We start from the raw sequence: 19,161 nt of genomic DNA on the forward strand, positions 1-19,161 counted from the left end.
GCTCTGCCTATATTAACTATACATGATTCGTCCAGCTCGTTCCAGCGCCTAATTTGTACTGCTTTGGGTAAGCGTCTAATCTCAACAGGCCGCTGTGCCATAGTATATACCGTAACTTCAAACCATCAACATCATCAAAGGAGGTTATCACATGTCCGGCGTAGGATATGGCGGTGGATTCTGGACTTCCACGGGTACGATTCTGGTTCTGTTCATTCTGCTCGTAATCGTGAGCCGTACAATTCATCTGTAATGAACAAACAAGAAGAAGACGGAGGTTCCTCCGTCTTCTTTCATTAATAGGATATTCGAACAACCTCCAGGATCCGCTTAATTGTCGAACGAGGAGTTGTCGTCGTATTTCGAAGGTCTGCGGTCTCCGCCGCCCGAGCTGGTACGCGGCTTGCGGTCGGAGGAACGATAGTCACGGCCGTCGCGGTTGTATCCGCCTTTGCCATAACCTCCGCGGCCGCCTTGGGAATCACGCCGGTATCCACCGCCGCGATTGCCGTAACCTGACGGTTTCCGCCCGCTGGAACGGATGTCCGGGTTGCGGCGTTTCACGCGGATCGGTTCTTCCGGTGTCAGCTCGATGCTGACTTTCTCATTCTTGTCACCCGTGATCAGCTTAAACGCAGCCGCCAACAGGTTCACCGAATCGTATTGCTCCAAGAGCTGGATCGCAATGCCCTTGTTCTCGTTCAGTTCACCGTTCTCCACCAGCTCGATCAAGCGTTCCGCAATAATCCGTTGCTTGCCTTCGATCGCTTCAGCAATACTTGGCAGCGGCTTGCGAGCAATCTTATGACGGGTAATCCGTTCGATAAAGCGCAGGTGATCCATTTCGCGCGGCGTCACGAAGGACCACGCTACCCCTTCTTTCCCGGCACGGCCCGTACGGCCGATCCGGTGAACGTAACTTTCCGGATCCTGCGGCAGGTCGAAGTTCACGACATGGGTAACCCCGGAGACGTCCAAACCGCGCGCAGCCACGTCGGTTGCAACGAGAACGTCGATGCTGCCGTCACGGAATTTACGCATGACGTTGTCACGTTGGTTCTGCGACAGGTCCCCGTGCAGGCCGTCGGCGGAATAGCCTTGCTTCTGCAGCGCTTCGGACAATTCATCGACGCGGCGCTTCGTCCGGCCGAACACGATCGCCAGCTCTGGCGACTCCATATCCAGCAACCGGGTCAAAGCATCAAATTTCTGCCGTTCATGAACCTCGATGTACGCTTGATCAATGAGCGGCGCGCTGACCTGTTTCGGAATAACGGACACGTGCTCCGGATTTTTCAGGAACTGCTGAGCCAGCTTCTGGATATTAGCCGGCATAGTTGCGGAGAATAGCATCGTTTGACGATCTTCTGGAACCAGCTTCAGGATCGATTGAATATCGTCCATAAAGCCCATGTCGAGCATTTCGTCAGCTTCGTCCAGAACGACGGTTTTCACATCGTCAAGCTTGATCGTTTTCCGGTTGATGTGGTCAAGCAAACGGCCCGGCGTACCGATAATAATTTGGGGCTTCTTCTTTAATGCGCGAATTTGGCGTACGATGTCTTGTCCGCCGTAGATGGGAAGAGAGCGGGTACCCTTAAAGCGGGACAGCTTGCCGATTTCTTCAGCGACCTGAATGGCCAGCTCCCGAGTTGGGGTCATAACCAGCGCAACGATACGGTCTTCTTCCTTAGGGATCTTGTTGATCAGCGGCAGGCCGAAGGCCGCGGTTTTCCCCGTACCCGTCTGGGCTTGTCCGATTAAATCGCGACCGGACAATGCGATCGGGATGGATTTCGCCTGGATCGGTGTTGCTTCTTCAAATCCAAGTTCCGTAATAGCTTGCAATACTTTAGGCTCTAGGCCGAAATCTGCAAATGTGTTCAATGTATCATACTCCTTCTATATAGTGGACATTCCACCAGCTTAACGGTATTCTTAAGTAGCGTTTAGTCCTGCTTTGCCCACACTCAAAACCTGACCTCGGGGACCTTCAAACGTATATAGGCTGTCCAATCCGCCTGTAAATTTTACATAGTACTAGCTTGGTACTAGCTTGAAAAATGGAAAAGAGTACCTACTCAAGAATATCTCAAACATTATAGCACAAAACATAAATGGAATACCAGCAAGCAGGTTGGGATACTTCCTCTATTTTCGTGAGGTGAACGATGGTGTTAAAGGAAATTCGAAATGCGGTTGTCATTGTACTCGGGGCGGCTTTGATCGCTGCGGGTTTTAATCTGTTCCTTGTACCGCTTCATTTGCTCAGCGGCGGCGTGTCGGGGTTAGCGATGCTGACAGCCTACTTCACTCCACTCGATATTAGCACGATGTATCTGGCTTATAACGTGCCGCTCCTGATCGCCGGATTGTTTCTGCTAGGGAGACGATTTATCGGACTTAGCATCCTGTCGGTTGCCGCCACGACCTGGTTCATCGCCTTGATCCCGTCGCCGGACAAGCTGCTGTCGTCGGATACCCTGCTCTCTGCGGTATTCGGCGGCGTGCTGGTCGGCATCGGCAGCGGGATCTCGTTCCGCGTCGGCGGCTCGTCCGGCGGGTTCGATATCGTGGGTTCGATCGTGACCCGTTTCCGCGATTTCCCCGTCGGCAATGTGATCGTCGGATTAAACGGCTTCGTCATCCTAGCGATGGGGTATCTCGAGGGCAACTGGGATCTGGCTTTGGCTTCCATGGTCTCCATTTATATTACCGGCAAGGTCGTTGACCTGATCCATATCAGCCATATCAAAGTCACGTTGTTCATTATCACCGACAAAACTGAAGCGCTGCTGGAACGACTGCTGACGCTGCCGCGCGGGGTAACGCTGATGAAAACCCAAGGCGCCTTTTCCCATAAGGAAAAAGATATGCTGATGACCGTCACGACCCGTTATGAGCTGGCTGAACTGCGGGAAATCATCAAGCAAACCGATCCCGCCGCCTTCGTCAATATCGTGGAAACGGTCGGGGTCATGGGCTCGTTTCGCCGTCGTTAAGCGTTTTCTTGAAAGAAGCGGCCGTTTTCAAACAGCCGCTTCTTTGTTATAATAATCACAGCGGTTCCTTCACAATTTCAAAGGGTTCAGCTTTACCCCGTATTTCACAGGCTTTTTGCTTTTCCGATTTAGGATTGATTCCGCGGCGAATGATTCTGAAAGGAAAGGGTGATGGATGTGGAAATGGAAACGGTAAGACTGGAACAAATCGTAAAGAAATGGTTTCCGGATATGCTGCCTTTTCTGAACCAAAAGGAACTGAATTCTACGATTCTCCTCCGGGATGGCCTGACCATCTTGGAACCGCAGGATGCGCTGGAGATTATTCAATTCAGCATCTGCGAGCATCAAAACCCGGCGTTGCTTCATTAATATGTAACGCTTCCATGCAGGATGAGTCGTTTCTTCTGCTTATGCAGGGGAAACGACTTTTTGCGCTTTATCGTCTATGAAACTCTGAAACTTTTTACCAATTATGACATTCCTGTTCTCTCTGAGGGCCGCTCTTCCGATATAATTAACAGCGAGTGCAAACAAGGGAGAGATATCATGTGAACATCATCTGGACATTACTACTTCTGGCCTTGGGAACAGGCAGCGGAGCAGCGCCTCAGGAGCAGGCAACGGGGAACGAAGCCATACAGGCGGACACGATGTGGGCATCGGTCGCTCACACTTTTAAGGTAAATCTAGCAGAAGGCCGCCTGGACAATCCGATCAAACCATCGGAACTGAAAGTAAACCCGCAGGTGGATGCCCCTAAAGTGAAAGGCATTTACGTTACAGCTTATAGTGCCGGGGGATCCCGTATGGATCAGCTCGTTGATCTCGTCGACCAAACCGAGCTGAATGCGATGGTCATCGACATTAAGGACGATTTGGGATATATCACGTACAAGACCGATAATCCCGAGCTGAACAAATGGGGGAAACCGCAGCCGTTCATCCGTGACATCGATGCGTTAATGGCCCGATTGCAGAAGCATGATATTTATCCAATTGCCCGGATCGTCGTGTTTAAGGATACGATTTTGGCCAAGAAGCATCCGGAGCTCTCCTTCCGCCATAAGGACGGATCGGTATGGAGCAACGGTAAAGGAGACAGCTTCGTAAATCCTTATAACAAAGAGGTCTGGGATTACAATATCGCAATCGCGAAGGAAGCAGCGGAACTAGGCTTTAAGGAAATCCAATTCGACTACGTGCGTTTCCCGGAAGGCTTCGAGAAGCGCGCAGACAGTCTGAGCTATACGAAAAATGAGATGAGCCGCGTCGACGCCGTCTCCTCGTTCGTCAAATACGCCAAGGAGCAGCTGGAGCCGTTAGGGGTTCGAGTATCCGTTGATATTTTCGGGTACGCCGCATCCGTGCCTTCGGCCGAAGGCATCGGCCAGGATTTCGTGAAGATCTCCGACAACGTGGATGTTATTTCTCCGATGATTTATCCTAGCCATTATACAACCGGTTGGTTTAATGCGAAGGACCCCGACAAAGCACCTTATCAGACCATTAAGGGTGCGGTGCAGGATACGCAAACGAAGCTCGCGGAACTAGGCGATAAGCAGCCGATCATTCGTCCGTGGATTCAGGACTTTACCGCCAGCTGGCTGGGAAGCGGTCATTATATCAAATACGGCAAGCATGAAGTGGAAGAACAAATTCGGGCGCTGAAGGAAATGAAGGTGGATGAGTTCCTGCTCTGGAACGCCTCCAACCGTTATACTTCCGGCGTCGATTATGAATAATAAAGCTGCACCGCCGTCAAACCCGGGCCCGCTGCCCGGGTTTGACGGTTGGTTGGGCTTGTACTCAAGTAACTAAATGATCGGAGTTAAGTTGGTTTATGAAACAAACGCATACGCTAAAGCAAAAATACGCTCAATTTTTACGCATATTGGTTCCGATTCTGATCACCCAGGTCACGATGTCGTTGATGACTTTTTTCGATACGATGATGTCCGGCCATGCGAGTCCGGCAGACCTGGCCGGCACAGCGATCGGTTCAAGCCTGTGGATTCCGGTGCAAACCGGACTCAGCGGTATCCTGATGGGCATCACGCCCATCGTTTCTCAGCTGATTGGTGCCGGGGCGAGGGACAAAGTAGGCTATCACGTCATCCAGGCGTTATGGTTATCGGTAGCCGTGAGCCTGGTCGTCCTGCTTGCCGGTGCGCTGTCCGTCTCCCCCGTGCTGAATTCGATGGATCTGGAGCCTAAGGTCCACCATGTTGCTTTCTATTTCCTAGTGGCGATTTCCTCGGGAATCGTACCCTTGTTTGGTTACATCGTGTTGCGGTCGTTTATCGACGCGCTGGGGCAGACCCGGGTATCGATGATGATTACGCTGATCTCGCTTCCGTTAAATGTGGGCGCCGGATACTTGCTTATTTTTGGCCACGGCGGCTTCCCACGTCTTGGCGGCATCGGCTCCGGGATCGCTACGGCTTTTACGTACTGGTGCATTTTTCTCATCGCCTTGTGGATCGTGCATCGGCAAGAACCGTTCGCGGCGTACGGCGTCTTCCGCAAGCTGCATCGCGTCTCACTGGCAAAATGGCGTGAGCTGATGCGTCTCGGCGTCCCGATCGGCTTCGCCATCTTCTTCGAGACGGCGGTCTTCGCCGCTGTGACGCTGCTCATGAGCCGGTTCGATACGGTGACGATCGCCGCCCACCAAGCGGCGAACAATTTCGCCTCAACGCTGTACATGATTCCGCTCAGCATCTGTCTGGCGCTGACGATCCTCGTGGGCTTCGAGACCGGAGCCGCCCGGCTGAAGGATGCCCGGCAATACGCGGCGCTTGGCATCGGCACCGCCGCCGCTATGGCTTTGGCCACCGCCGTCCTGCTGATGCTGTTCCGTCAAGGCGTCGCCCAGCTCTACTCAAGCGAACCCGAGGTCGTATCGCTGATCAAGCACTTTCTGGTGTACGCAATCTTCTTCCAGATGTCCGATGCCATTGCAACGCCAACCCAAGGCGTGCTGCGCGGTTACAAGGACGTCAGTCCCGGCTTCTGGATCTCGCTGCTCGCTTATTGGATCATCGGACTGCCGCTGGGGTTCGTCCTGGCCAACTACACCTCGCAAGGCCCTTACGGATACTGGATTGGTCTCATTACCGGTCTGGCCGTCGCCGCCGTTTTGCTGCTGTATCGCCTGATCGTGATCCAGCGCCGCCTGGCCAGCCGTCAGATTCATCCTGCGGAAGCGCAATAAAAGCAGAGAAGCCCGTGACCTTCATTCGGTCACGGGCTTCTGTCATTAGCGCGGTTCGCCGATAGCCACCACGTACCCGGCCCCGGGCACGATCCGCTTCTTCTCCACAATCGACAGCTCCGTGATTGTGGGAGCGGGCAGCACCTGCCGCTGCAAATGCTCTTCCGCCGCGGCAAACGCCTTCTCCTCCCCTTCGGCAGCAATGATGATCGTAAACGGACCGGCGGAGGTGTCGGCCTCCAAACGATACAGGTACATGTGAGATCCTCCTCTGACCCTTAAGCTCAACTTATTATAGCAAACTTCCCCATATCGTGGAGTTTCATCAACGGGCATCAAGAAGAGGCCGCCCCAACAGGGAACGGCCTCCTTCATCCATATCGGTTACTTGGCATAGGGATTAAATTCGTTGGTATACAGATCCTCCGGTTTCAATTGCCCCTCCTTCAGTTCACCCTCGTTAACCAACCAATCGATCCAGCGCTGGTATTCCTCCGGAGTAATCACTCCTCCTTCCGTAGCAATCCCCGGACTCTTCCAGTATTTCAGATTCAGGGTTGCGTCCTTGCCGTCTCTCTTCTCTACGATGCTTTCCATTCGCTTGATCACTTCTTCCCGCGGTGTGGTGCGTTCCCATTCGATCGCTTTTGCGACGCCTTCAACGAATTGCCTTACCGTGTTCGGGTTATTCTTAATGTACTCCTCGGTAAAAAAGTAATCGCCCGCCGTAAACTCCGTCTGATAAACGTCGATATCCCTGAATAATTCCACGAGGCCGCCCTTTTCCAAAGCCCGGTCTCTGGCCACGCCGCTCAATAGGACGACTTCGATCTGCCCGCTGCGCAAAATTTGCTCCGCGTTTCCAGAGGGCACCGTAACCAAGGTGACTTGGCTGATTTCTTTCTCGGTTAATCCGCCTAGACGCAAGTAATCCTTGGTCATAAATTCCAAATGCGCGCCTAACGTGTTCACTCCGACCTTTTTGCCGATAAAATCTTTGGCCGTCCGGATGGAGCTGCTCTCCAGCACATAAGCGCCGATATACGTATCTTTATCGCTGCCGTACGAGCCGACCACGGATTTGATCTTTACGTTCTGGACCACCGATTTAATGATCGCCCCGTTAAAAGCCGATCCAAAATCGGTCTGCTTCGTCGCCGTTAATTGAATGCTTTCCGGACCACCTGTCGTACTCCCGATCGACTCCAGCTTCACATCCCCCAGATAGCCGAGGTCCTCTGCCAGCTCCGGGAATGACACCGTGCCTGGGGACGAATTGTATTGGAGGACCTTATCTTCTCCTCCGTTCGCCCCGGCCCTGCCCCCAGCGCAACCCGCCAGCAAGGCCCCGGCAACCAGCACCACCGCCAGCAGCGTTATGGATTGTCTCCTTGGTTTATGCATTTACTTACACCGACCTTTATTTTTCGTTTGGATTTAGATCAAAGCGGATGGCGCTTCTTTGCGAGAGGGATAAGCGGGAACAGATAACCCTAGATTGCCGCGTAATGTGGTGCTCTCATATTCCGTGCGAAACAATCCGCGCCGCTGTAGCTCCGGAATGACCAGTTCGACGATATCCCGAAATCCTTCCGGGAACGTAGGCGGCATGATGTTAAAGCCGTCCGCCCCTTCATTCAGGAACCATTCCTCCAGTTGGTCCGCGATCTGTCCCGGCGTGCCCACAATTTCCCGGTGCCCCCGTGCTCCCGCAATATGCTCATACACCTCGCGGATCGTAGTTAACCCTTCACGTTCGGCCAGCGCACGGATCAGATTGGAGCGAATCTGCGGATTCGTCTTGTCCTCTGACGCCGCAAATTCCGGCAGCGGTGCATCCACATCATAGCCCGTCAGATCCGTCCCGATGAAGTTGGATAAATACTCCAAGCCGACTTCAGGCAAAATGTAGCTGTTTAACTCCTTCCGCTTGGCGATCGCTTCCGCTTCCGTCTTCGCCACCGTAATGAACACCCCCGGCATGATCTTCAGATCGTCCGGTTTACGCCCATATTTCGCAAGGCGGCCCTTCACATCCCGATAGAACGTTTGGGCTTCCTCCAGCGTTTGCCATGCGGTGAAGATAACCTCTGCGGTTTTGGCCGCCAGATCTTTTCCCGCCTCCGACGATCCCGCTTGTACGATGACCGGATGCCCCTGCGGCGTCGAAGGTGCGTCAAGCAGCCCCTGAACTTTAAACCACTCGCCTTCAAAATCCAACGGGTGGAGCTTCTCTACGTCCAGGATTCGGCCGCCTTCCTTGTCAAGAACAATCGCTTCCCGTTCGATGGAGAGCCAGAGCTTCTTCACGACTTCCACAAACTCATCCGCCCGTTCATATCTGCGAGCATGCTCGAGATGCTTGAGCTTTCCGAACAGCAGTGATTCCCGCTCATTGGCAGAGGTGACGACATTCCAAGCCGCACGCCCCTTGGATAAGTGATCGATCGCCGCAAATTTGCGTGCCACCTGATAAGGTTCGTTATAGGTCGTCGTCAGCGTCGCGGTGAGGCCAATATGTTTCGTGACGGACGCGAGCGCTGCGAGAATAATCAGCGGATCCAGCTTGAGTGCCGAAGCGGCCTGGTTACCGGAAGGGCGCAAGCCAAGGACGTCGGCGAAGAAGATCATATCAAATTTCCCCCGCTCAGCTAACCGCGCCAAATCCTGCAAATACTCGAGGTCGAACGTACGGTGAGCCTCGGTTTGCGGATGTCGCCAGCTCGCCACATGATGCCCTGGCAAATTAAAGAAAGCTCCCAATTTCATTTGCTTGTTTGACATCGTTCACCACTCCTAGTTTTCCAATTTGTTTAGTCATATTTTGACTATAAGAAAAACGTCGATTAACGTTATTCCTAACCTTAAACTCGTCAATTAGCCGTTCGTCTGCGTATTCCATTTCGATAATTTGCGTTCTAAACTTACTAAACCGTAGTTAATGATCAGACCCAGCAAAGAGATGGCAAGAATCCCCGCATACATCTTCGGAATTTCGAAGTTGTACTGCGAATACGTGATCAAATACCCGAGCCCTTCCTTCGCCCCGACCATCTCAGCGGCAATCAATACGAGAATCGCCCCTGTCCCAGCCATGCGGATTCCGGTAAAAATCGTTGGCACGGAGGCCGGCAAAATCACCTTCAAGAACAGCTTGGAAGAGGATAACTTCATCGACTTGGCGGACTTGATGAGCAAGGGGTCGACGTTGCCAACGGCCGCGATCGTATTCAGAAGGATCGGCCAGGCGCAAGCAAAGAGGACAATCGCAATTTTGGAGGTCTCCCCAATACCAAGCAGCAGCATAAACACCGGAAGCAAGGCCAGCGCTGCGGTATTCCGGAACAGTTCAAGGATCGGATTTAGCAGCTCCCGCGCTGTAGGGTACCAGCCAATGATGAGTCCTAACGGAATGGCCACAATCAAGGCCAACAGAAATCCGGTCAGCGATCGGACAATACTTGCCGAAAAGTGTTGGAGCAATTCACCCGAAGTGATCAAGTGAACCAGGGACCTCACCACCTCAGTGAACGGCGGCAAAAATGCCGGATCGACCAGCCCCAATCGGGGAGCGGCTTCCCATAGCAGAAACAAGCCAATCAGAACAATCGATTGCCGTACCAATTTGCGCAGACCTGCAACCAGAGTTACTTTTAAATTCCTTGCCGGCAGGCTTGCTGGGACGGACTTTGCGGTTTCCATTTGTATCCACTCCTTTTTTCGTTTAGATATAAGCTCCTTGATACACCGGCTCGTGAAGCAAATTCCAGACTTCATGACGGATCTTTACGAAATCGGGATGGGAGCGAACATCCGCATCGTCGAGTCTCGAATTAAGCGGGACATCGACGATATGCCTAACCGTACCGGGGCCCGGTGTAAGAACGACAACCCGTTCCCCCAGATAAACAGCCTCATCAATCCCATGGGTGATAAAAATAATCGTCTTTTTCGTTTGCCCCCAAATCCTTAACAGTTCCCCCTGCAAAGATTCGCGCGTCTGGGCATCCAATGCCGCAAACGGTTCATCCATCAGCAGCACATCCGGGTTAAACGCAAGGCTGCGGGCGATCGCGACGCGTTGCTTCATCCCGCCGGACAGCTCATGCGGATATCGGTCGCCGAAGGATGCCAGGCCGACAAGGGAGAGAAAATGATCCGCTTGTTCCTTCCTTTCCTGCTTGGGCACCCCTTTGGCCTCCAAACCAAACTCGATGTTGCCTCGGGCCGTCTTCCAAGGAAATAAGGCGTATTGCTGAAATACGATGCCGCGATCTAAGCCGGGACCGGTAATTTCCTCGCCATCCATCAGAATTCTCCCGCGGGTCGGAGCGGATAAGCCGCTGATCATGTCCAGCAGCGTTGATTTGCCGCATCCGCTTGGTCCGACCAACGTTAGAAACTCCCCTTCTCTGACGGTGAAGTTCAAATCTTTGACCGCTGTAAACAGTTGAGCTGCCCCGCTTTTTTTAGGGTCACGGACGGTGAACGTTTTCGTCACGTTCTCGAACCTGATTTTTGCGTGTTCTGACATCCTATCTACCTCCCCATTGTTTCATTGGAACAAAAAAGGCCCAGTAGACAAGACGCAAGCGTCTCTATCTGCTGAGCCTCCGGTGACCCGGTCAGCGATATTTTAAATTCCAACTATTTCGATGTGATTATATTAACATCTTGGATTTCTTTGTCAACCCCTCTATGGATTTGAATTTATAAAAAAGGAGCCAGGTCATAAACCCGACTCCCTTAGTTAATAAGGCCTAGCTCTAAATATTATTACTGCGACAACCGCGATGCCAGCTCGTACAGCTCCATGTTAAACGGCTTCTTCGTGCTAACGACCTTCTCGATGTCGGTCAATACCATTTCTCCGCCGATCATGCCGCAGGCTTTGTTCGATTCGCCCGCAATGAGGCTGCGAACGGCAAAGTCGCCGAGACGGCTGGCCAAGTTACGGTCAAACGGGGTAGGCGATCCGCCGCGTTGAATGTGACCCAGCACCGTTGCACGTGGTTCAACGGAGGGTTGACGTTGCTTGATCGCTTGTACTACGTCCTCGCCGCTGCCAACGCCTTCGGCTACGATCACGATGCTGTGGCGTTTCCCTTTTTCAAAGTTTTGCTTCATGCGGTCCGCTACTTCGTCCAGGTCAAACGGTACTTCCGGTACAAGGATCGTCTCCGCCCCCGCAGCCAAACCGGCATGCAGCGCGATATCGCCGCAATGACGGCCCATAACCTCAACGACGGAAGCCCGTTCGTGAGAGGACATCGTGTCGCGCAGCTTGTTGACCGCGTCCACGACGATGCTTACTGCGGTATCAAAACCGATGGTGTAGTCCGTAAAGGAGATGTCATTGTCGATCGTCCCCGGCAGTCCCATCGTCTTAATGCCCAGCTTGCTCAGCTTCTCTGCCCCTTGATAGGAGCCGTCGCCGCCGATGACGACAAGGCCGTCGATGCCGTGCTCACGCAAAATTTCCGCGCCGCGTTGTTGGCCTTCCGGTGTCTTGAACTCCAGGCAGCGTGCGGATTGAAGAATTGTCCCCCCGCGTTGAATGATATCGCCAACGCTGCGGATGTCCATTTGGAAAATGTCATTATTCAGCAAGCCTTGATAGCCGCGTTGAATCCCGTACACTTCCAGGCCGTAGTACAACCCGCTCCGGACAACGGCGCGTACAGCTGCGTTCATCCCCTGGGAGTCTCCTCCGCTGGTAAGCACTGCGATTTTTTTAACTGCTGACATGATAATTCCTCCTAATTCAGTTGTAAGTAAGTTAACAATGCACTAAATCTTAAAGATGCTTGCGAATCCACAGGCTGTTAGCGAAAAAGAACAACCGCATCAGCGGGCTCCGGCGCATCAACCGTTTGGATACCTCGCGGATTTCGTCCTGCTGGCTGACCTTCGGATCAGATAAATACAAGGCCAGCAGGCCTTCAATGATCATTTTATGAAACGAGGAAGCCGGCAGCTTCCGGATATCCTGCCGCGCTCCCTCGACGATCAACGTGATTCGGCTCAACATCGTTTCCTTGCTATCGTAGTAACTGCAAAAGTTCAAGTCCCCGCCAAGCTCATCCTCCGCTTGGTCAATCAAGTAGTCCAGCAGGATATGCAGCCCGCAGACATGCGGAAAATAAGCCGCGTGGATCGTTTGTGCGCTTCGTTCATCCAGCCCTTTGTGGCTAGACGCCAGGAACAACATAAACACCCCAAGGGTGGAGCCTGTCGCTGCCGCGAACTCATTCCATCGCAAATGCGGGGCACGGTGCTCGTGCTCAGCCCACCAGCTCAGCAGCTTCGCTTCGCGTTCCTGCGGATCGATGTGCTTGTACACCTGCAGGTCGGTATAAAGTCCTACAAGATCAACGATGTACGGCATGGCAGCCGGGTAACCCTGCAGCTCGGCAATTTGCGTCTGACAAGTCTTCACCAGCCGGTGCAAATAACCTCCATCGTCCTGCTCCTCGCGAAGGGCGTAGTAATTTCGCAGCTGTGCCGCTGGATTCACCGCGTCGAGCATGCTCTGGTGCAACAGCCGGAAATCCTCAGGATCCTTGGAGGTGCTTCGGTCGCATAAATTGTCCAAATAATCGCTGATCGTTTGAAACGCAACGATAAGCGGAATCAAGACGTGACGCATCGGTAAATTGGCGGCCGCATACACGGAACCGCCCTGGCAATGGAACTTCTTCGTCGCGATGCTGGCCAAAGCCTGTCGCCTTAGCTCAGGATCGGGAATCGCATCGGCATCCTTCCGCCAACGCTCCAACTCCTTATGGACATCCGGCAAAATAAATTTATAAACCCGACTCATCAGCCGGAGCGGCTCCTTCGGGAATTGGTTTCGGCTTTGCTCAAGTTCTATCAATGGCTTGCCTCCACTGCGTTGTTAATACGGCCTGTCTGAAAACCATTCTATATTATAATATGATCCAACTTTAAGCACAAATAAACAAAATCACATATGTCTTTTGGCCGAGGGCTCTTCCTGGACCGTACGGTACCAAATCAGCAAATCGTTGATCCGGCTGGCCAGCTCGGCAATCTCCCCATTCAGACGGCAGCTGCGCTCAAAGTCGGTCTCCTCGTTCATTTCGTTCAGCTTGTGCTCAATGGACTGTTCCAGCACCATCACTTTCGTTGGAATCCGGCCGCGGACTTCCTCCCAGTAGGCGATCATCGCCAGCCGTTCATCCAGCTCATATTCGTCAAAAGGGCGCTCCAGCATCGGCACATGGATATCCAGCCGCTCATCGTATACAAATCCTTCGATCATGGCGTTTCGCCTCCTTCTTAAGATTTAGTATAAAGGATTTTCGTCAATGAAAAGGAATTTTTATTGCCGCCGAACCTCTGGATTTCTGGTATACTTGCTAGCATAACGCAAAAAAATGATGTGACTGCAGAAACGGAGTACGTAAACCCCATGAATCGGAAAACCACGGCCCGCATGGATATCGCATGGCTGCGCGCCTTTACCTTTACAATATACGGAACAAGTGTCCTTGTTTCCTCCTACTTCCCGCTGTTTTACGCCCAGCTTGGATTTTCGACCAGCCAGATCGGCTTGCTGTACGCGCTGGGACCCATGATCTCCGTCGTCTCCAATTTGCTATGGAGTCTGGCCAGCGACCGTTATCAAACGATTAAGAAAGTCCTGCTCATCCTGTTGATCGGGCAAATTGCGCTGACGTTTCTTTTATCGGCGTCGACCTCGTTTTCTCTTATCATGGCGGTTATTACGTTGTTTTACTTTTTCTTCTATCCGGTCTTTCCGCTGTCGGATACAATCTCGATCACAACCGCCAAGCAGCATGGCATCCATTTCATCTCCATCCGGCTGTTTGGCTCGTTTGGATATGCTTTCTTTGCCTTGCTTATCGGTTACGTGCTCGCCCGGATCGGCTCCTCCAATACGATGTGGGTGTCGATTGCTATCGCCGGCCTTGCGCTAGGATTCATCCTGTTCGTCAAGGACCAGCCAACAACCGTGGCGAAGATGGACCTGTCGGGCATATGGGGCATTCTGCGGCAAAAAGAGCTGCTATGGTTCTTTGGCTGCGTCTTCTGTCTGGCGATCGGCATGCGGATGAACGAAGCGTTTATCTCGATCAGCCTGAAGGAGCTGGGGGCTAACGAGAATCTGATCGGCTGGGCGATGCTGGCCTCGTCGCTGTCAGAAATCCCCGTATTCATCTACCTCAGCTTCCATGGGGAAAAATATAAAGAGCTGCCGCTCCTGCTGCTAGCCAGCCTGCTGTTCGCCGTCCGGTTCCTGCTGATGGGGCTGACGGGGTCGCCATACGGCATCCTCGCGATCCAGGCGATGCACGGCGTGACGTTTGGCATCTTCTATGTCACGGCTATCCGCATGCTCACCCGGCTGATCCCCGACGAATTTCGGGCAACGGGCATGGCCTTGTACACCATCGTCTGGTCGAGCCTCGCCGGACTGCTCAGCGGAACCTTCGGCGGCGTGATGTTTGAGCAGCTCGGCCGACAGCCGTTCTACCTGACGGCGATGGGAGCGGCGCTGGTCGCGTGCGTCGGGTTCGCCAGCCGTTATTTTCAGAAGGGGCCGGGAGAGAACACCCCCTCGAAATTCGAGCATAAAGCCTAATGAATCAAGGCGAAGTGCCGTCACGGCGCTTCGCCTCTTGTTTGTCTCTGTTCAAAGGACAAGTCTTCCTATATAATAGTTATTATCAGATGATAGTACCTGGTGTTAAATTTGATAAAGCAGGTGAAAACGCATGGATTTCGCTTTGTTTCGGGACATCCTTCAAACCCGCCGCAGTATCCGGGAATTTACCCAAGAGCCTGTCAGTGTCTCCGATATCAAGGATCTCATCGACTGCGCTCGCTATGCGCCCAGCGACACGAATTCGCAAACCTGGGAATTCATCGTCGTCATGAACGCAGATAAAATCAAGCAGATCGAGGATTTTACCTGGGAAAGCCTGCATGAAATCGCAGCACGCGCCACAGAACAGGGGAAGGATCGGGAAGCCAAGCTGCTTGTGAAATCGTTTGGTCCTTATGCTACCGCTTTTTCCGGCGCTCCGGCGTTAATCGTAGTTTTGTCTGCGCCGTACACCTCGAAGTTCCGTGAGCGAATTTTTGACCCGATCTCCTTCGTCACTCCTGAAATTTGGGACGAAGAAGGCCTCAAGAGCAGCTGTCTGGCCGCGCAGAACCTGATGCTGGCCGCGCATGCCAAAGGCCTCGCCACTTGTCCGATGACCGGACCGGTACTGCTCGCGGAAGATAAGCTGCGCGAATTCCTCGACATTCCTGCCGATCGCGGAGTGAATATGGTGATCGCACTGGGCCATCCGGCGATCTCACCGAAGCCGGTGCCGCGGAAGGAAGTATCCGAGATTTTGCGGATCGTTGAGTAAAGTCCATACATGAAGAGGCTCTTTCCAGCAACATGTTGGAAACGAGCCTCTTTCTAATCTGGCTTAGGACAAGCGGCCGTAAGCCTTCAGCGTCTTCAAATTCTCTATGGTCAGCCAACCGCGCCATTCCTGCTCGCCCGCCGGGCTTACTGCCGGAAACGTGAGCGCCCAACCGCCATCCTCCTGCTGCGTGCTTATCAACCAATTCAAGTGCTTCTCGATGTCTTGCTCCGAGATGAGCTTCGCCGCGTAACTCTCCGGCGTTGGTGCGTAGTCCAGCACTTTATGGACGTACCCCTCCGCCAGCGGATCCCGCTCAATCCCGTTTGGTCCGGTCAGCCAGGCATCCAACCTGGATAGCGCCTTCACCGCCCGCTCCTGATCTGGCACATGCTGCAGGAAGGAAATCCACTGAACCGCGTCATGATAATCCTCGGGAAGGCCTTGCTCTACACATCCCCACAGATAGGCGACATTATTTTGGAACCAATCCTCACGGAAAAAATCGGTGCGTTCCTGTTGCCCCAGCAGCATGCCGATGATGCTTCCCGTCGGGTTGATCGAGGGGCCCCCGTCCTGCTCGGTCGTCCACCACGGCGCATGCGGATATCGATTCACTTCCGTCGTTGCCCGCGGCAAGCCGCCTCCCGGCAGTGTCAAACTGCGCAGATAACGGATCACTCCGTCCAGCAGATCCGACCCGAATCCGCCCACCTCGCGAATCACCAGCAACGCCGTTTCGGTTGCCACCGGCTGGCTATGCGGACCGCGCATATCCGGCTCCAGCGCATGACCAAATCCGCCATCCCCGTTCTGGTACGGGCGAAGCGCGCGAAGCACCTCCTCCGCGCTCCCTCCTTCAAAGTGGTAAGCAAACCGCTTGCGATCCAACAGCCGGGCATGCGAATAAATAAAAGTACTGGCCCGTTCCAATACGTCCCGTTTTTTCATAAAATTCTCGTCCCCTTCGCCACTCAGGCTTCGAATACCCATTCAGGATTGAAGACAACCTCCCACAAATGCCCGTCGGGATCTTGAAAATATCCGGAGTACCCTCCCCAAAACGTATCGTGAGGCGGAACCACGATCTTAGCTCCAGCTGCTTTCGCTTGCCCCATCACTTGATCCACTTCCGCTTTGCTCGCCACATTATGACCCAGCGTAATTTCCGTTGGACTTGGGGCATGAAGCGTTAGACCAGTGTCATGGGCGATATCCGCCCGCTTCCACAGCGCCAGCTTCAGTCCCGCCTGCAAATCGAAGAAGGCAACCGCCCCGTGCTCGAACTCTTGACCTACGATCCCCTCCGTCGCCCAGCCAAGGCCATCTCGATAAAATTGCACCGCTCTTTCCAAATCCTCCACACCAATCGTTAACACCGACACTCTAGGTTTCATGCATTCACCCACCGTTCTTCTTCGAAATAAATAGGTCTAAGCTAAGCGTTCAAGTCGGCGGTATCAGCTTAAGTCCGGTACCGCTCGGCCAGCTCCAACGCGCGCTGATGCAGCTCCTCGCGCATCGCCTGGGGCTCGAGGACTTCCGCATCCCGGCCAAGACCAAAGAAATAGGAAAACCGCCCAATCCCATTCCGAACCCGGCAGGGTGCAGTCGAGCTGCCACTCGGCCTTCTCCACCTGCTGCACCTCCTGACCAAAATGCGGATCCTGCTCCGCCAGCAGCGAACCGCGATACGTCAATTTCACGCGCAGCCGGAAATCCTCTCTCCCGGTTGCCGCCCGGGGAGGAGTCCCTTTGGCGGCCTCTCCCCTTCCGGCACCCGCACCCGGTGGGGGAGACGTCTCGGCCGCCTCGACGAAGCGATCGACGCGGAACGTTCGCTTCTCCCCATGCTCCAGCGACTCGGCTTCGCAGTACCAGAAGCCATGCGCGGCGTACACGCGCAGCGGCTTCAACGTCAGCTGCCGGCGATAATTCAGCGAGCGGTACTCTGCTCGGATCCACTTCCCGCCGGCAGCATATGCCATCAAGGCGCTGAGGAACGGCGCCTTGATGCCGCGCTCCGGCACCTCCATTTCCACGTGCCGGAGCAATGGAGCAATTTGCCCTAGCATTTGCTCGGGCAAAGCGGAGCGGATCTTGTCGCCGACAGTCCTTTTCGCCTCGCGAAAGGGGCTGTCGGCGTATTTGCCGATGCCGTCCAAAGCCAGCAGGACGGTCAGCGCCTCGCCGGCGTCAAGCTGCAGCGGAGGCAGCCGAAAGCCGTCCATGAGGCGGTAGCCGCCGCCCGGTCCTGGAAGCGCAACCAAAGGAATGCCGATTTCCGCCAAAGCCTGCATATCGCGAAGCACCGTCCGCTTGGACACCTCCAGCTTGTCCGCCAAGGATTGTGCGGTCTCCGGGCGCTGCTGCAAGGCCATCACAATCGCCATCATCCGGTCCATTCGCTTCATCGCGTTTGGTTCCCCTCCCGTTAACATCACTATAGCAGAGTAATGGTGACAACAGATTGTCACCAATTAATTTCATTCTATCTATGTATACAAAAAAACACAGCCCTATAAAGAGCTGTGCCTTTCATTATCGCGCTTAGTACCAAACTTTATAAGTGATCCGCTAATACGGAAGTGATCTTATAATTTGATTACGTTAGCAGCTTGAGGACCACGGTTGCCGTCAGTAATTTCGAACTCAACGGCTTGGCCTTCTTCTAGAGTTTTGAAACCTTCGCCTTGAATAGCGGAGAAGTGTACGAATACGTCTTCGCCACCTTCAACTTGGATGAAGCCATAGCCTTTTTCTGCGTTAAACCATTTAACTGTACCTTTCAAATGAACAACCTCCTAAAAATAATCGCCATCATTGACGAATACCCATATTATACTCTATGCCCACCGACAATGCAACGTGTCAGTTCGCCCATAACTTTTCGCGCCAAAAACCGCCGCCAGAATCGTATGGTTTCATTTGCTTTCCTCGGGGGCGTGAGTTATCATTTTACATAAAATATTCCCAATATCCCGCAGGTTTCATACCTGTGGTGCAAAGCCAAAGATTGGAGAACGTCAGAGATGATCAAAAAACACGAAATATACAAAAAAGACAAATGGAATATGATGACGGTAGAGGTTCAAGGCAGATACATCGTTCTCCGCGAAATTTCCGACCAATGGGGCGAGGAATCGCATACGTTCCTCAGCCGCCCTGCCATGATGGATTGGGTGAAGCGCCGGTTCCCAAAAGAGGAATATGCCGGCAACGAGGCGGAATGGAATGAAATTATGAACGCGTTTAAGCAGGTGTAGCCCGCCGTCCAATCTCGTACGAAACGGAGCATTGATTTTGATGGACACTTCCAATCTCTTGATCTTCATCATTTGCGCTTTTGCGCTGGGCGTCGTGGTCATCCTGAACAAGGATCGGCTGGAGCCGCGTCTAAGGCGCAGTCTGGCCTTGGCCTCCGTCGTGCTAATTGCACTGGCGTTTGGGCTGATGATCTACAGCTTCCTTGCTTGATCCCCTATATTTCCCGCAGCAGGCGGCCATACTAGGAAAATGCCCAAAGCGAACC

At 53.4% G+C, this 19,161-nt stretch carries 22 protein-coding genes; 9 read left to right on the forward strand and 13 right to left on the reverse strand.

The features are described from left to right. Nucleotides 1-151: 151 nt before the first annotated feature. A complete protein-coding gene (locus ACL02P_RS09315) occupies nt 152-253 on the forward strand; it encodes a hypothetical protein (RefSeq protein WP_009222787.1) in 102 nt (33 codons plus the stop codon). A 77-nt stretch (nt 254-330) separates the two neighbouring features. Here ACL02P_RS09315 and ACL02P_RS09320 read toward each other — a convergent pair whose 3' ends face one another. Further along, nucleotides 331-1,887: a DEAD/DEAH box helicase gene (locus ACL02P_RS09320; RefSeq protein ID WP_009222786.1), complete on the reverse strand. Its 1,557-nt coding sequence runs from the start codon at nt 1,885-1,887 to the stop codon at nt 331-333. Nucleotides 1,888-2,174: 287 nt separating this feature from the next. Between ACL02P_RS09320 and ACL02P_RS09325 the strand changes: the two genes are divergently transcribed. The 4 genes from ACL02P_RS09325 (at nt 2,175) to ACL02P_RS09340 (ending at nt 6,219) form a co-directional block, all read left to right on the forward strand. Further along, on the forward strand, nt 2,175-3,002 hold the full coding sequence (locus ACL02P_RS09325; protein WP_260070071.1) for a YitT family protein: 828 nt from the start codon (nt 2,175-2,177) through the stop codon (nt 3,000-3,002). Nucleotides 3,003-3,173: 171 nt separating this feature from the next. Next, nucleotides 3,174-3,374 (forward strand): hypothetical protein, encoded by a 201-nt coding sequence (locus ACL02P_RS09330; protein WP_009222784.1) that lies wholly within the window; start codon nt 3,174-3,176, stop codon nt 3,372-3,374. Nucleotides 3,375-3,553: 179 nt separating this feature from the next. Continuing rightward, nucleotides 3,554-4,747, forward strand: coding sequence for a putative glycoside hydrolase (locus ACL02P_RS09335; RefSeq protein ID WP_009222783.1), 1,194 nt, complete (start codon nt 3,554-3,556; stop codon nt 4,745-4,747). A gap of 98 nt (nt 4,748-4,845) precedes the next feature. After that, nucleotides 4,846-6,219 carry an MATE family efflux transporter gene (locus ACL02P_RS09340; RefSeq protein WP_009222782.1) on the forward strand — a complete coding sequence of 458 codons (1,374 nt, stop codon included), beginning with the start codon at nt 4,846-4,848 and terminating at the stop codon, nt 6,217-6,219. A 45-nt stretch (nt 6,220-6,264) separates the two neighbouring features. Here ACL02P_RS09340 and ACL02P_RS09345 read toward each other — a convergent pair whose 3' ends face one another. The 8 genes from ACL02P_RS09345 to ACL02P_RS09380 form a co-directional block, all read right to left on the reverse strand. After that, on the reverse strand, nt 6,265-6,477 hold the full coding sequence (locus ACL02P_RS09345; protein WP_036643682.1) for a DUF3906 family protein: 213 nt from the start codon (nt 6,475-6,477) through the stop codon (nt 6,265-6,267). A 126-nt stretch (nt 6,478-6,603) separates the two neighbouring features. Next, nucleotides 6,604-7,623 (reverse strand): ABC transporter substrate-binding protein, encoded by a 1,020-nt coding sequence (locus ACL02P_RS09350; RefSeq protein WP_412837164.1) that lies wholly within the window; start codon nt 7,621-7,623, stop codon nt 6,604-6,606. A gap of 33 nt (nt 7,624-7,656) precedes the next feature. Beyond that, nucleotides 7,657-9,003: an LLM class flavin-dependent oxidoreductase gene (locus ACL02P_RS09355; RefSeq protein WP_009222779.1), complete on the reverse strand. Its 1,347-nt coding sequence runs from the start codon at nt 9,001-9,003 to the stop codon at nt 7,657-7,659. Between the two features lie 93 nt (nt 9,004-9,096). Continuing rightward, nucleotides 9,097-9,921: an ABC transporter permease gene (locus ACL02P_RS09360; protein ID WP_412837165.1), complete on the reverse strand. Its 825-nt coding sequence runs from the start codon at nt 9,919-9,921 to the stop codon at nt 9,097-9,099. A gap of 22 nt (nt 9,922-9,943) precedes the next feature. Next, complete coding sequence (locus tag ACL02P_RS09365) at nt 9,944-10,753, reverse strand: ABC transporter ATP-binding protein (RefSeq protein WP_085278778.1); 810 nt, start codon at nt 10,751-10,753, stop codon at nt 9,944-9,946. A gap of 242 nt (nt 10,754-10,995) precedes the next feature. Beyond that, nucleotides 10,996-11,967, reverse strand: a complete 972-nt coding sequence (gene pfkA, locus ACL02P_RS09370; RefSeq protein WP_412837166.1) for a 6-phosphofructokinase — start codon at nt 11,965-11,967, stop codon at nt 10,996-10,998. Nucleotides 11,968-12,016: 49 nt separating this feature from the next. Further along, complete coding sequence (locus tag ACL02P_RS09375; RefSeq protein WP_339301967.1) at nt 12,017-13,096, reverse strand: tetraprenyl-beta-curcumene synthase family protein; 1,080 nt, start codon at nt 13,094-13,096, stop codon at nt 12,017-12,019. Between the two features lie 90 nt (nt 13,097-13,186). Beyond that, complete coding sequence (locus tag ACL02P_RS09380) at nt 13,187-13,504, reverse strand: hypothetical protein (protein WP_323076249.1); 318 nt, start codon at nt 13,502-13,504, stop codon at nt 13,187-13,189. 150 nt (nt 13,505-13,654) lie between these two features. On the opposite strand from ACL02P_RS09380, the gene ACL02P_RS09385 reads away from it, so the two are divergent. Further along, nucleotides 13,655-14,848 (forward strand): MFS transporter, encoded by a 1,194-nt coding sequence (locus tag ACL02P_RS09385; protein WP_260070039.1) that lies wholly within the window; start codon nt 13,655-13,657, stop codon nt 14,846-14,848. Between the two features lie 133 nt (nt 14,849-14,981). Then, a complete protein-coding gene (locus ACL02P_RS09390; protein WP_339301966.1) occupies nt 14,982-15,629 on the forward strand; it encodes a nitroreductase family protein in 648 nt (215 codons plus the stop codon). A gap of 63 nt (nt 15,630-15,692) precedes the next feature. Here ACL02P_RS09390 and ACL02P_RS09395 read toward each other — a convergent pair whose 3' ends face one another. The 4 genes from ACL02P_RS09395 to ACL02P_RS09410 all read right to left on the reverse strand — a co-directional run bounded on the left by ACL02P_RS09395 (nt 15,693) and on the right by ACL02P_RS09410 (nt 18,421). Then, a complete protein-coding gene (locus tag ACL02P_RS09395; protein ID WP_412837167.1) occupies nt 15,693-16,580 on the reverse strand; it encodes a prenyltransferase/squalene oxidase repeat-containing protein in 888 nt (295 codons plus the stop codon). Nucleotides 16,581-16,603: 23 nt separating this feature from the next. Continuing rightward, nucleotides 16,604-17,026: a VOC family protein gene (locus tag ACL02P_RS09400; protein ID WP_339301965.1), complete on the reverse strand. Its 423-nt coding sequence runs from the start codon at nt 17,024-17,026 to the stop codon at nt 16,604-16,606. Nucleotides 17,027-17,089: 63 nt separating this feature from the next. Further along, nucleotides 17,090-18,043: a helix-turn-helix transcriptional regulator gene (locus tag ACL02P_RS09405; protein WP_412837168.1), complete on the reverse strand. Its 954-nt coding sequence runs from the start codon at nt 18,041-18,043 to the stop codon at nt 17,090-17,092. A 180-nt stretch (nt 18,044-18,223) separates the two neighbouring features. Next, nucleotides 18,224-18,421, reverse strand: a complete 198-nt coding sequence (locus tag ACL02P_RS09410) for a cold shock domain-containing protein (protein ID WP_009222768.1) — start codon at nt 18,419-18,421, stop codon at nt 18,224-18,226. A 240-nt stretch (nt 18,422-18,661) separates the two neighbouring features. Here ACL02P_RS09410 and ACL02P_RS09415 point away from each other — a divergent pair, with 240 nt between their 5' ends. Then, entirely contained in the window at nt 18,662-18,895 is a 234-nt protein-coding gene (locus ACL02P_RS09415) for a hypothetical protein (RefSeq protein WP_009222767.1), read from the forward strand. A 40-nt stretch (nt 18,896-18,935) separates the two neighbouring features. Beyond that, nucleotides 18,936-19,106 carry a hypothetical protein gene (locus tag ACL02P_RS09420; RefSeq protein WP_009222766.1) on the forward strand — a complete coding sequence of 57 codons (171 nt, stop codon included), beginning with the start codon at nt 18,936-18,938 and terminating at the stop codon, nt 19,104-19,106. The last annotated feature ends 55 nt before the right edge of the window (nt 19,107-19,161 follow it).

The sequence above is a fragment of the Paenibacillus sp. MB22_1 genome (genome assembly GCF_047200555.1).
Taxonomy (GTDB): domain Bacteria; phylum Bacillota; class Bacilli; order Paenibacillales; family Paenibacillaceae; genus Fontibacillus; species Fontibacillus phoenicis.